General features: G+C 59.1%; 9 protein-coding genes. 6 read left to right on the top strand and 3 right to left on the bottom strand.

Going from position 1 to position 12,664, the window contains the following annotated elements; all coding sequences use genetic code 11:
• Nucleotides 1–60 precede the first annotated feature (60 nt).
• A complete protein-coding gene (locus SKP52_RS01420) occupies nucleotides 61–3,249 on the bottom strand; it encodes an efflux RND transporter permease subunit (RefSeq protein ID WP_052207713.1) in 3,189 nt (1,062 codons plus the stop codon).
• Between the two features lie 13 nt (nucleotides 3,250–3,262).
• Entirely contained in the window at nucleotides 3,263–4,426 is a 1,164-nt protein-coding gene (locus tag SKP52_RS01415) for an efflux RND transporter periplasmic adaptor subunit (RefSeq protein ID WP_081997156.1), read from the bottom strand.
• Between the two features lie 128 nt (nucleotides 4,427–4,554).
• Between SKP52_RS01415 and SKP52_RS24405 the strand changes: the two genes are divergently transcribed.
• Nucleotides 4,555–5,160, top strand: coding sequence for a TetR/AcrR family transcriptional regulator (locus SKP52_RS24405; protein ID WP_160292343.1), 606 nt, complete (start codon nucleotides 4,555–4,557; stop codon nucleotides 5,158–5,160).
• A 141-nt stretch (nucleotides 5,161–5,301) separates the two neighbouring features.
• On the opposite strand, the gene SKP52_RS26835 is transcribed toward SKP52_RS24405, so the two are convergent.
• A complete protein-coding gene (locus tag SKP52_RS26835) occupies nucleotides 5,302–5,448 on the bottom strand; it encodes a hypothetical protein (RefSeq protein ID WP_228383781.1) in 147 nt (48 codons plus the stop codon).
• A 231-nt stretch (nucleotides 5,449–5,679) separates the two neighbouring features.
• Here SKP52_RS26835 and SKP52_RS01405 point away from each other — a divergent pair, with 231 nt between their 5' ends.
• From SKP52_RS01405 to SKP52_RS01385, 5 genes are all read left to right on the top strand, one after another.
• Nucleotides 5,680–6,030, top strand: coding sequence for a helix-turn-helix domain-containing protein (locus SKP52_RS01405; RefSeq protein ID WP_228383780.1), 351 nt, complete (start codon nucleotides 5,680–5,682; stop codon nucleotides 6,028–6,030).
• 276 nt (nucleotides 6,031–6,306) lie between these two features.
• Nucleotides 6,307–6,855: an RNA polymerase sigma factor gene (locus SKP52_RS01400; protein ID WP_039570867.1), complete on the top strand. Its 549-nt coding sequence runs from the start codon at nucleotides 6,307–6,309 to the stop codon at nucleotides 6,853–6,855.
• Nucleotides 6,848–7,912, top strand: coding sequence for a FecR family protein (locus tag SKP52_RS01395; RefSeq protein WP_039570864.1), 1,065 nt, complete (start codon nucleotides 6,848–6,850; stop codon nucleotides 7,910–7,912). The genes SKP52_RS01400 and SKP52_RS01395 overlap by 8 nt, the downstream gene beginning before the upstream one ends.
• A 149-nt stretch (nucleotides 7,913–8,061) precedes the next feature.
• Nucleotides 8,062–10,614 carry a TonB-dependent receptor gene (locus SKP52_RS01390; RefSeq protein WP_228383779.1) on the top strand — a complete coding sequence of 851 codons (2,553 nt, stop codon included), beginning with the start codon at nucleotides 8,062–8,064 and terminating at the stop codon, nucleotides 10,612–10,614.
• Nucleotides 10,614–12,662: an Atxe2 family lasso peptide isopeptidase gene (locus SKP52_RS01385; protein ID WP_081997153.1), complete on the top strand. Its 2,049-nt coding sequence runs from the start codon at nucleotides 10,614–10,616 to the stop codon at nucleotides 12,660–12,662. The genes SKP52_RS01390 and SKP52_RS01385 overlap by 1 nt, the downstream gene beginning before the upstream one ends.
• Nucleotides 12,663–12,664: the final 2 nt, after the last annotated feature.

Raw genomic sequence — 12,664 nt, 5'->3', positions numbered from 1 at the left:
GGCGCAGCCCGGCCGAACCTTGGTTCGCACCGGGCCACGCAGGATGTGTGACCGCCTGCGCTAGTCACCGGACGCCCCGTCACCGGCCAGTGCCGGTTCGCGGGTGGGCATGGGGGACGGGCCGCCCTTATCCGTATCCGCCGGATCCGCCTTTTTCTTCTTATCGAACAAGCCCATCACGACGACGAAGAAGAGCGGGACGAAGTAGATCGCGAGCAGCGTGGCCGCGATCATGCCGCCGACGACGCCCGTGCCGATGGCATGCTTGGACCCCGAGCCTGCTCCGCTTGCGACAGCAAGAGGAATGACGCCCACAGTGAAGGCAAGCGAGGTCATGATGATCGGCCGCAGGCGCAGGCGGGCCGCCTCGATAGCCGCGTCCTTCAGGCTCTTACCCTCCCGGTCCACCAGTTCGCGCGCGAACTCGACGATCAGGATCGCGTTCTTCGCGGAAAGACCGATGGTGGTGAGCAGGCCGACCTGGAAGAAGACGTCGTTGCCTTGGCCCCGCCCCAGCGTGGCAAGGACCGTGCCAAGAACGCCCAGCGGCACCACGAGCATGACCGACAGCGGAATCGACCAGCTTTCGTAGAGCGCGGCAAGGCACAGGAACACGATCAGCAACGACAGCGCGTAGAGCGCGGGGGCCTGGGAACCGGACAGACGCTCCTCATAGGAAAGACCCGTCCAGGCCACATGGATGCCGCTCGGCAGCGATCGCGCAATGTCCTCGACCGCGGCCATGGCTTCGCCGGAGCTCTTGCCAGGTGCGGGTTCGCCCATGATCTCGATCCCGGAGACGCCGTTATAGCGCTCGAGCTTGGGTGACCCGTAGGTCCACTCGCCGGTCGCGAACGAGGCGAACGAGACCATCTCCCCTTCCTTGTTGAGGACATACCATTCGCTGAAATCCTCGGGCGAGATGCGCGACTGCGGAACGCCCTGGATGAAGACGCGCTTCACGCGCCCCTTGTCGATGAAGTCGTTGACGTAGGCAGAGCCCCAGGCTGCGGACATCGTCGCGTTGACGTCATTGAGACTGACGCCAAGCGCCCGCACCTTCTCGTCGTCGATCAGCACCTTGTACTGCGGCTCATCGTTCATCCCGTTCGGGCGCACCATGTGCAGGGCGGGGTTCTTGGCGGCCATCGCCAGGAACTTGTCACGAGCCTGCATCAGCTTTTCATGGCCGAGACCATCCCGATCCTGAAGGAACAGGTTGAAGCCGGTGGCCTGCCCCAATTCCATCACCGAGGGAGGAACGAAGGCGATGACGGTGCCGTCCTTGATCCGGCTGAACCTCTTCATCGCCCGCTTGCTGATCTCAAAGACGCTGCTCTTGCGCTCTTCCCACGGCTTGAGCCGGACGAATGCCATGCCCGACGATTGGCCCCGGCCCGCGAAGTTGAAGCCCGTGACCGACATCACGTTGTCGATGGAGTCACCCTCTTCATCCATGAGGTAGTCGGCGACCTGGGACAACACCGCACGGGTACGTTCGGCGCTGCTGTTGGGTGGCATCTGGACCTGCACGAACATCGTGCCTTGATCCTCGTCAGGAAGAAACGATGTCGGGATCATCGGGAACAGCACGGCCAGCAGGGCAACGATCATGACGAAGGCGATCATGCCGCGTTTGCGGGCACCGACGAACCGCGTAACGCTCGTGTCGAAGCGTTGCGTTAGGCGGTCGAACCAGCGGTTGAACCAACCGAAGAAGCCCCGCTTTTCTTCATGGCCGTGCTCGATCGGCCTGAGAAACGTAGCGCACAGGGCCGGCGTGAAGATCAGCGCAACGAGGACCGAAAGCGTCATGGCCGCAACGATCGTGACCGAGAACTGGCGATAGATGACACCCGTCGATCCGCCGAAGAAGGCCATGGGCACGAAGACGGCTGACAGGACAAGACCGATGCCGACCAGCGCGCCGCTAATCTGGCCCATCGACTTGCGCGTGGCCTCGATCGGAGACAGCCGCTCCTCGTGCATCAGGCGTTCGACGTTTTCGACCACGACGATGGCGTCATCGACCAACAGGCCAATCGCCAGGACAAGGCCGAACATGGTGAGGATGTTGATGGTGAAGCCGAAGGCGGCCATGACCCCGAAGGTGCCCAGAAGAACCACGGGCACTGCCAGCGTCGGAATGATCGTCGCGCGCCAGTTCTGGAGAAAGACGAACATGACAACGAAGACGAGGCAAATCGCTTCGAACAGCGAATGCACGACGCCATTGATGGACTCGCCGATGACCGGCGCCGTATCGTAGGGATAAATGATCTTCACGCCGGCCGGCAGACCTGGTTCGAGTTCCTTGAGCGTGGCGCGGACGGCCTTGATCGTGTCCAGCGCGTTGGCACCGGTAGCCAGACGCAGGGCTATGCCGGCAGCCGGCTTGCCCTTGTTGTACTCGGCCTGGATCGAGAAGTTTTCCGCGCCCAGTTCCACTTTGGCCACGTCGCTCAGGCGTACCTGCGAGCCGTCGGGATTGACCTTGAGCAGGATGTTCCGGAACTGGTCGGGGGTCTGGTAGCGCGTCTTGCCGATGATGGTCGCATTGAGTTCGAGGCCCTTTGGGCTCGGCAGTGCGCCCAGCTGGCCGGACGATACCTGTACGTTCTGGGTGCGGATCGCATTGCTCACGTCGAGCGGCGTCAGGTTGAAGCTGGTGAGCCGGGTGGGGTCGAGCCAGACGCGCATCGCGTTCTGCGAGCCGAGCACAAGGAAGTCGCCGACGCCCTTCGTCCGCGTCAGCGGATCCTGAAGCTTGGACACCACATAGTCGCCGAGGTCATAGTCGCTGAGCTTGCCGTCCATCGAGACGAGCCCCGCGATAAGCATGAAGTTGACCTGGAATTTCGCGACACGGATGCCCTGCGACTGCACTTCGGCGGGGACCAGCGGCGTTGCGAGGGCAAGCTTGTTCTGGACCTGTACCTGCGCAATGTCAGGGTTGGTGCCCTGATCGAAGGTGACGATGATCATGAAGCTGCCGTCGGCATTGCTTTCGGACTTGATGTATCGAAGTCCGTCCAAGCCGTTGAGCTGCTGCTCGATCACCTGGGTTACGGTATCCTGCACCGTCTGGGCCGAGGCACCGGGGTAGATGCCGGAAATCGCAACCGCAGGCGGCGCGATGTTGGGATATTGATTAACCGGCAGCGACCGGATCGCCAGAAAGCCGGTAAGCATGATCACAATGGCGACGACCCACGCGAAGATGGGCCTGTCGATGAAGAAACGCGACATCTGTGGCAGCTCCTCAGCTCAAGGTCTTGACGACTTTGACCGGGGCCCCCGGCTTCACGTTCTGACCGCCATCGACGATCACGCGGTCACCGGGCCGGAGCCCGCTGCTCACGAGCGAGCGGGAGCCGATGCTCTGTTCGACCGTGATCTTGCGCTGCTGCGCCTTGTTGTCGGAGCCGACGACGAGCGCGCTCGCCTGGCCGGCCGCGTCGCGGGCGATGCCACGCTGTGGCACGAGCAGCGCGCCCTGTCGCACGCCCTGTTGCAGTTCGGCATGGACGAACATCCCCGGCAGCAGGATGCCGTCGGGATTGGGGAAGATCGCGCGCAGCGTGACCGCGCCCGTCCCCGTATCGACGCTCACTTCGGAGAACTTGAGCGTGCCGAGATGATCGTAGACCTTGCCGTTTTCCAGCTTCAGGCTGACCTTCGCCTGATTGTCCCCCGACCTCACCAGTCGGCCGCTGGCAAGATCCCCTCTGAGCTTCAGCAGAGCCGTCGAAGGCTGGACGATATCGACGAAGATTGGGTCAAGCTGCTGCACGGTCGCCAGCGGCTGCGCCTGGTTGCCGGTGACAAGCGCGCCCTGGGTGAAGGTGGAGCGGCCGATGCGGCCCGAGATCGGCGCGGTGATGCGCGTAAACTCGAGATCGATCCGGGCGGCATCCACGGCGGCCTTGGCCGCGAGATATTTCGCCCGGGCGTCGTCCCGTTCCTGCTGACTGATGGCCTCGCTCTTGATCAGGCGGTCATAGCGCTTCGACAACAGCTGACTGGAAGTCAGCGTGGCCTGTGCGGACGCGAGCGTTGCACGAAACGGCGCCGGGTTGATCTGATAGAGCGGTTGCCCGGCGCGAACGTTGCTGCCCTCCTCGAACAGGCGGCGCAGCAGGATGCCGCCGACCTGGGGACGGACTTCCGCGACAAGATAGGGATTGGTGCGGCCGGGCAGCGCCGTGGCGAGCGAAACCGCCTCCGACTTGACCTTGAGGACGACGACCTCTGGCGCGGCGTTCGCTGTTCCCTGCGGCTCATCCGCCCCGCATGCTGAAAGCGTCATCAGCAAGGAAGCGGCTATGATGGCCTCGCCGCGACGAGACCTGCCGCCGCCGGGATGCGAGCGAGTAATTGCGGGGAGCCGGGACACGGCTTTCTTTTCGGCATTCCAACGGAACATGGGGATGAGCTTCCTCCAGAGGCGATAAGAATTTAGAGCAACTGTTCACTCTTTTTTTTTCGTGCTTATCCTGCTAAGGAAAGCGGGTCAAGAAACCAAATGAGCAGAAGACCCTGATGGTTAAGAGGATGGATGCGCTGTTGCGGCAGCAACAACGTCAGGAACAAAGGCGAGAACAGGTACTGGACGCAGCCAGTATCTGTTTCCGTCGGGAAGGATTCCAAGCAGCCAGCGTCAATCGGATCGCAGAAGAGGCCCAGATGTCTGTCGGACATCTTTATCGATATTTCGATAGCAAGGATGCGATTGTCATTGCGCTGTGCGAGCGTAACTTCGAGGATTTCATCAGCCGCTCCCCCATTCTTCCGGGCGAGCAGCGATTCGACAGTGACGCCGTGATCGCGGCCGCGCTTTCAGGATTTTCCGAGATCGTCCAGCGAAGCAAGGCCGCCTTTGTGATCGAGGTCTATTCCCATGTGGAGCGCAGCAAACCCATCGGCGACATCGTGGCGCATTACGACCAGCGCTTGCGAGAAAACGCGCACCAGTTCCTCGCACCGCTCCTGCCCGGCGCGAGCGAAGAGGTGATCAGCACCCGGATCGAGATGCTCCTCATCCTGATCCAAGGCCTCTGGATGCGGGTGGTCGGCGACCCGGCAATCGACATGGAACGTCTGAAAATGGCCTTCGGCGACATGCTGCGCCTCATCCTGACCCGCGACTATCAAGGATGAGGCAAAGGCAAGGTGGCGTCACCTCAAGGTTTGTGCACCACACAACGATTTGACGACCCGACGGATCTCGTCGATCAAGCCGGTCCAAGCCCGAAGCAGCGAGGCTACCGCCTCGCCGAGGCCTGGGATGGCGACGGCAGCCTACATCCGCGCGAGAAAGAGCTCGCCCAGGCCGGCTCCCGGGATGATCCCGAAGGTGGCGCAAAGGCCCCGGATCGTGTTGTCGAGCCGGACGCGCGCCTCGACCAGGTGTGCGCGGGCGGTGATCGGTTGGAGTTGCTCCTGCATGACACGTTATCATCCAAAATGGAGGAAAGGCCACTGCGGAACATTTACACGCAAAAACTTACAATATGAGCTGCGCAACATGGGTTTCTCTCTCTCATCAGAAAGGAGCTCCCCGATGCCCATTCGAGCAAGATTGAGAATCTATTCCCCGCGATCCGCACGGTTGCCAACGCAAGGGGGCTCGCAATGATCGAGGGGCGGAGCATAACGACTACGGTCAGCCGATGTCGCATGATCGGACTGACCGAACAACTGCAGCGGCTGCGCGCAGACGAGTTCGGAAAAGAGCTTTTCACCATCCCGGCCTTTGAGATGCTGCTCGATCTCTATACCCAAAGGAACGTTCAGCCGAGATCGCTGACATCGCTCACAGGTACGTCAAGCGCGTCCGAGCGTAATTCGCAAAGGATTGTCCACCGCCTGGCTGACCGCGGCTTCGTCGACCTTCGCCGTGATCCGTTCGACGGGCGCCGGATCATCGTCGAGCTCCGGGCGGAAACGAGCCAAATGCTCGATCGCTTTTTCGACCGAATTGTGGAAATGGCCGCCGCACCGTCGGCGCGCGAATGCGATTTCACGTGACATTTCCCTATTGGGCCGCAGTGTACGGGCTCCCGCTTTTCCCATCTTGCCACAGGCGGGAATTCAATGCACATTTTCGGTGCGGTGCGGGAAAAGGCTGGGGCCCGGCTGTAGGTTCATCCTTCCAGGCATGATGGTGGGCTCATCCACTCAGGTTGAGCGCAGTCGTTGGACAATGTTGCCCGCCGCCCTTGGGTGGTCCTGTCATGCTGTCTTTCGTTCAAAGCCGCTACTGGGTACCGGCGCCGTTCAATCCTCTCCAGCGCGTCTGAGCCCATGTATCAGGCGCAGCAAAGCGAAGGCGCCTGCGCGCCCGCGGCCACCATTTACGAGGAGCATCAGTTCGTCGCCCTGTATCGCGAAGAGGCCCCGAAGCTACGTTCCTTTCTGCGTCGGCGAATATGGCTGGAAGATGATCGGGACGACATGGTCCAGGAGGCCTTCACCCGGCTGGCAGCTTCACGATCGTCAACTGCCTGGAGCAATCCTGGCGCCTATCTGCATGGGATTGTTCGCCACCTCCTGGCTGACCGGGTGCGAGCCTGGGCGAAGAGCCGGCCTCTCGACCCAACCGCCTGCGCGGCCGATCAGGAGATGCCCGGTCCAGACGCAGCGGCGGAACTGAACCAAATGCGGGAGCACTATCGCCTTGCCATCGACCGCCTCCCGCCCAGGACAAAAGAAGTATATTTGTTACATCGCGTCGACGAACTCGGCTATAGACAGATCGCGGAGCAGCTGAGCATCAGTATGCGAACTGTGGAGTGGCATGTGGCGGAGGCCATCGTGCGGATCGGCAAGAACATTGGCAATGCCAATGGCTGACAAAAAGCAGCCGGAGGGCGTACCGCGATTGGATCAGTTGACGCGCGAAGGGGCGCTATGGTTCGCGAGGATGCGCGGCCCCGAGGCAGAGAGTTATCGGCCTGAATTTGAACGCTGGCTCTCGCTCGGCGCGTCACATCGCGGTGCCTATGATCGAGCAGGCGAAATCTTCGCGCTCGGGCGATTCCTGGCCGCTCAGAGGGAGGAACTCGAGAGCGAGGACAACGACAATGAGCCGGTCGCCCAAAAGTGGAAATGGGCGGGATTGGCAGCGAGCGTCCTCCTTCTTATCAGCGCCGGCGGTTGGTTCGCCAACAGAGTGATGCGCGGCCCGGTGTATCGGCCTGTGCAAGCCGCTCAGCTGAACCGTGACGCTCCCACCGAGTGGCAGACTTACGACACGGTGGTCGGTGGACGGCGACACATTCGCCTCGCTGATGGCTCTGTCGTCGAGCTCGATGAAGGAAGCGAATTATCGACGGACCTCGGCAAGACCCGGAGGGAACTTCGGCTCAAACGCGGTCGCGCGCGCTTCGATGTCGCGCACGAGGGCCGCCCGTTCATCGTGCTCGCCGGCGGCGGGAGCGTGACGGCACGAGGCACGGTGTTCGACGTCATTCTAGGGAGCGACAAGCGCGTGACCGTGCGCTTGTTACGAGGCGCGGTCGACGTCGAGCGCCCGGACAGCGCGAAAGGCGACCACGGTGCCGCTGCGGTGGCGAGGCTGGAGCCCGGCGAAGTGCTCAGCTTCACAGCGGTAACACCGGCGACTCCCTCGAATATCTTGGACAAAGTCGGGATCGCCCCCGCATCACTTGCTTCGCAGCAGCCACTGATCCGCGAGTATGAGCGAACCCCTCTGTACGCCGTCATCGCCGAAGCGAACAAGGATTCGGCGACATCTATCAGGCTAGCGGATCAGGACATCGGTGCGCTGAGGGTCAGTGGACGCTTCCGCGTTGACGACGCCGACCAGGTTGCTGATCGGCTCGCGGTGCTGTTCGACCTCAGCGCCGAACGAACCAAATCGGATGAAATCACGCTCTCCAAAAAATAGCCGGAGATTATTTTACCCCCTACCCCGTAGATTGCAGATTTGTTGCGATGCTCCCTGAAACTCCCGCCAACTTGTCGGGATTTTCAAAGGGGGCAAGAATGGTTCGGATGCGGTCTCGGTCACGGTTTCGTTGTGCGCTCCTTGCTGCGGTGGCGATTGGTACGCTTGTTCCGGGCGCCTCCGCACTTGCCCAGGAGCAACGCCGTATCGAATACAAGATCGAGGCCGGTGACCTCGGGGAGGCCCTCAAAGCGGTCAGCCGTCAGTCAGGCAAGGAGATCATATTCACGTCCGAGGCGGTGCTGGGGCGACATGCTCCGGCGCTGCACGGAACCTATAGCGTAGACGAAGCCGTCCGGGTGCTGCTGGAAGGTTCCGACCTGGCGGCGCAGTTCCGAAAGGACGTCATCATCATCCGGGGGCGATCGGAGCCGTCGGGGGATCTAGCGGATCGCTCGGCGGGCCAGGCTGATATTGTTGTCACGGGATCGCACATCCGAGGGGGAGAGCCGGTTTCACCACTCGTTGTTACTACGAGAGGAGAGATTAAAAGCCGGGGCATCAACGATCTAGGTACTTTTGCGCGAAGTCTCGTTCAAAACTATGCTGGAGGGCAAAATCCAACAATTCCAGGTGGTGGACAAGGTACTTCAGAGAACGTAAGTTCCTCATCAACTCTCAATTTTCGTGGCCTCGGCGCAGACGCGACGCTGACGCTCGTCAACGGACACCGGGTCGCCTACGACGCAATGAGTCAAGGAGTGGATATCTCTGCTCTACCTCTTGCAGCCATCGATCGAGTAGAAGTCCTGACTGACGGATCATCCGCTCTATACGGATCCGACGCGGTCGGCGGTGTAGCAAACGTAATTCTACGCAAGGACTTCAACGGCGCGATCGCGTCGGCACGTTTTGGCGGCGCAACGGACGGTGGCGACTCTGAGCGCCAATTCAACGTTGTAACCGGCAAACGGTGGTACGGCGGCGGCTTTATGGCCGCGTACGATTATCGCGACATTGCCCCCATCACGGCAGGCCAGCGCTCTTACACACGTTCAAACGATCCTTCTGATACACTCCAAGCCGGGCAAAAGCAGCACAGCATCGTGGTTGCTGGGCACCAACAGATCAGTGACCGCATCTCATTCGAACTCGATGCCCAGTTCAACAACCGAAAGAGCCGTCTCTGTGTAAACTACACGGTGACTGACGGTTGTCTTGGCTCAGGCGCCGATATCCGCATCAGCACGCGCTCGTGGACAACTAGCCCCAGCCTCAAACTCGCTCTTAGCAACGATTGGGAATTGAAACTAGCTGGGACACTCGGCGAAAGCCGTGCAAAACAATTGGCGTATGTGGCATTCGGCAATGTGCCCTATCTCACTCAACAAGGCGTTTACACCAATCGCCTCAAGGCAATTGAGGCAAATGCTGAAGGCCCGTTATTCGAACTCCCAGGAGGAAGCGCTCGTCTAGCCGCTGGTGCCGGTGTAAGAGAAGCGAAGTTCATACTCGACATAGGCACAGTCGAGCAGGGCGGCGTTCGGCCGACCCTCGCATTTACCCAGGCTCAAACGACAACTTATGGCTTTGGAGAGTTATTTCTCCCTCTCATCGCTCCAAATAACAATATCGACCTTGTAAATCGGCTAACATTAACTGCGGCTGCACGTTACGAGGATATTAGCCACGTCGGCAACGTCGTGACACCAAAGCTGGGTCTCATTTATGCTCCGATCCGCGATGTTATGTTCAAATTCAGCTGGGGAAAATCGTTCAAAGCTCCTACGCAGTACCAACAAGGGCGGCCTAGAAGCGCTTACTCACAGGTCGGTGATACTCAGTTCTTCCCTACCAGCCCTACACCCGGGACAGTCCTCTATTTGTCCGGCGGAAACCCGGAACTGAAGCCAGAACGTGCGACCAACTTGACCGCGACTGCTACGTTTACGCCCCTTTTTATCTCTGGACTACGTATTGACGCGAGCTACTTCCATATCTCATATAGAGACCGCGCCGTTTCTCCAATTCCGCAGAATTCACAGGCCTTTTCGCCAATATACAATGCTTATGTGACGCTCAATCCGAGCCGCGATCAGGTCCTTGCCGCGCTGAGCAGTGCGACCACTTTGTATAACCAAGGGGGCGGCGATCCAGCGGCTGCCAATGTCGTTGCCATCGTGAATAACTACCTACAGAACGCCGCCATACAGAAGATTGACGGTATCGATCTTGCATTAGACTATGGGATCGACTTGGGCTCTCGTGACAAATTAAACGTACATGGAGCCGCGAGCTATCTCACCAGCAAGCAGCAACTGAGCGCCAACCAGCCGGTCGTCCAACTCGCGGGAATTCTGTATCGACCTCCTCATTGGCGGGCATCTTCATCTCTTGAATGGAAACATCAAACTATTTCGTTATCTGGAATTTTTTCTTATATTGGCGGCACCTTCGACAATCGGCTCCAGCCCTATGAGAATGTCGGCGATTTCAAAACCGTCGATCTTGTCGCTCAATTTGAAACCCCTTCAGGTCACTCAGCGATCTCGAACATTAGCTTTTCGATTTCAGCCCTCAACATCTTTAACGAAAAGCCTGCTTACATAAGAACAACGGCTGCTGGTGGATATCACTACGACGCGAGCAACTATTCCATCGTTGGACGATCCCTCAGCATTTCGATCAGTAAGAGCTTCTAATGTCCGGCATTCTTCGCAAGGATGCGGCAGCGCTAGCGGCTATATGTCTTCTGTCGTGCAGCGGGAACGCCAGTTACGCCAACGGCGCAAACCCGCCGGTGTCTAATACCGCTCGCGAAAATCCCCTGACTGCAGAAGATCTCGTTCGCATCTCAGATTTTGGATCTTCTTGGCCCATGAAAGGGGAGCATATATTTAGCCTCTCGCCCGATCGGAAGTTGGTTGCGGTCCAGGTGAGGACCGCCGACCCCACGATAAATCGCTACTCCTTTCGCATCGATGTAATTGAGGTCGCCCCGCATGGGCGGGTGAGAACAATCGACGCTGGCGGCGATTTCAACTTCCAGATGGTCAGCGGCATCGGAGGGGAACCGGTGCGAACAGGATATGCAGCCGCAACGCCACTCATCTGGTCGCATGACGGAAAGTGGGTCTATTTTCTAAAGCGATCTGGAGCAGCGGCACAAGTATGGCGAGCCGCCGCCAATGGCGCGGGCAGCGAAGCGGTGTCGAGCGAAGCTGAGGGGGTTGATGAGTTTTCAATGTTGGCGGACAATAGCCATCTCGTCTATTCGTCGCGCTATCCGGATCCGGCGCTGAACAAAGCTTTGCATTCCGAGGCGCGCCGTGGCTTCCGATACGACGCGCGCTTTATTCCATTATTCGCCGATAGTCCGCGCGTGGTGACCAGTTCCGTCCACGTAAGAACGATCGACCCTTCTACGCGCCATGTAAGGGATGCCACGGCCGCGGAGAAGATCGAGTTCGAGAGCCAAGCAAGAACCGATAAGGCTGGCCCCACTGCGGTCTCTGACGGCGGTCGAAAGGCGCTTGTTTCCGTCGCAAGCGACGGAAACCGCTTGGGTGGCAATAAAGTGGCTGTCCAGGACCGTGGTGGCAACGAGAAAATCTGCGCGTCCGCATTTTGCGCCGGGGCTTTGTCCCTCTGGTGGACGAAAGACGGAGAGAATGTTCAATTCATTCGCCGCGACGGATGGGGTGACAGCGAAACGGCGATTTATGAATGGAAGCCTGGGTCATTGGCACCTAGACGCTTGTTTAGCACTCCGGACTTGTTGCTCGATTGTCAGCCCGCCAATCAGCACCTGTTATGTGCACGCGAGCAGTCGACTCGACCGCGACATTTGGTCCTTCTAGACGCAGATAGCGGTCGGGTTAAGGTAGTATATGAACCAAATCAGGTATTTCAGCGGTTTTCATTGGGTGAGGTCGAGCGTCTACATTGGCGCAATGTGTTTGGGATTGAAGCATTCGGGGATCTGATCTATCCCGTAGGATACGTGCCAGGCCGCACCTATCCACTGATCGTCGTCCAATACATATCCCGCGGCTTCCTGCGAGGTGGTGTGGGAGACGAGTTCCCAATCCAGGTTTTCGCAAATCGGGGCTATGCCGTTTTGAGCGTCAATCGGCCCGATGTTGCCAACCTCGAACGTAATTCCGACAAAAGCGAAGTTAATGAACTCAGCTTTTTCAGACGCTTCAGCGACCGCAGAAGTGTTCTGTCAGCAATTGAAATCGCTGTTCAGAATCTCATCGACCGCGGCATGGCAAATCCGCGCAAGGTCGGTATCACCGGGTTGAGCGATGGATCCTCGACGGTCCAATTCGCGCTTATCAACAGCCCCCTCTTTAGCGCAGCATCAGTAAGTGGATGTTGCTGGGAGCCTTACCAAGACGCGCTTGTAGGACCAGCTGCTGCGAAAGCATATCACGAACGAGGCTGGCCCAAACTGGTTGAATATAATTCGGATTTCTGGTCGCATATTTCTCTCATCAGCAATGCTGCGAAGGTTTCAACTCCTCTATTGATACAACAATCGGATGACGAATTTCGAGGGGCTGTTGCCAGCTACATGGCTTTGAGGCAGGCAGGCCGTCAGGTGGCGCTGTACGTTTTTCCTGATGAGTATCATGTAAAGTGGCAGCCCGCGCACAGACTTTCAGCGTATGAGCGCAACCTTCGATGGTTTGATTACTGGCTCCGTGGGATTGGAGACAAGGGCGAGTGGCAATCGAACGATTGATT

Source organism: Sphingopyxis fribergensis (assembly GCF_000803645.1).
Taxonomy (GTDB): Bacteria; Pseudomonadota; Alphaproteobacteria; order Sphingomonadales; family Sphingomonadaceae; genus Sphingopyxis; species Sphingopyxis fribergensis.
Note: the sequence above shows the minus strand (reverse complement) of the source record. Positions and strands in the feature narration are given on the sequence as shown.

Bases quoted from the DNA above. Each gene is read 5' to 3' on its own strand.
- SKP52_RS26835 (WP_228383781.1), bottom strand. From the start codon at position 5,448: ATGCAGGAGCAACTCCAACCGATCACCGCCCGCGCACACCTGGTCGAG.
- SKP52_RS01385 (WP_081997153.1), top strand. From the start codon at position 10,614: ATGTCCGGCATTCTTCGCAAGGATGCGGCAGCGCTAGCGGCTATATGT.
- SKP52_RS01405 (WP_228383780.1), top strand. From the start codon at position 5,680: ATGATCGGACTGACCGAACAACTGCAGCGGCTGCGCGCAGACGAGTTC.
- SKP52_RS01415 (WP_081997156.1), bottom strand. From the start codon at position 4,426: ATGTTCCGTTGGAATGCCGAAAAGAAAGCCGTGTCCCGGCTCCCCGCA.
- SKP52_RS01420 (WP_052207713.1), bottom strand. From the start codon at position 3,249: ATGTCGCGTTTCTTCATCGACAGGCCCATCTTCGCGTGGGTCGTCGCC.
- SKP52_RS01400 (WP_039570867.1), top strand. From the start codon at position 6,307: ATGTATCAGGCGCAGCAAAGCGAAGGCGCCTGCGCGCCCGCGGCCACC.
- SKP52_RS24405 (WP_160292343.1), top strand. From the start codon at position 4,555: ATGGATGCGCTGTTGCGGCAGCAACAACGTCAGGAACAAAGGCGAGAA.
- SKP52_RS01395 (WP_039570864.1), top strand. From the start codon at position 6,848: ATGGCTGACAAAAAGCAGCCGGAGGGCGTACCGCGATTGGATCAGTTG.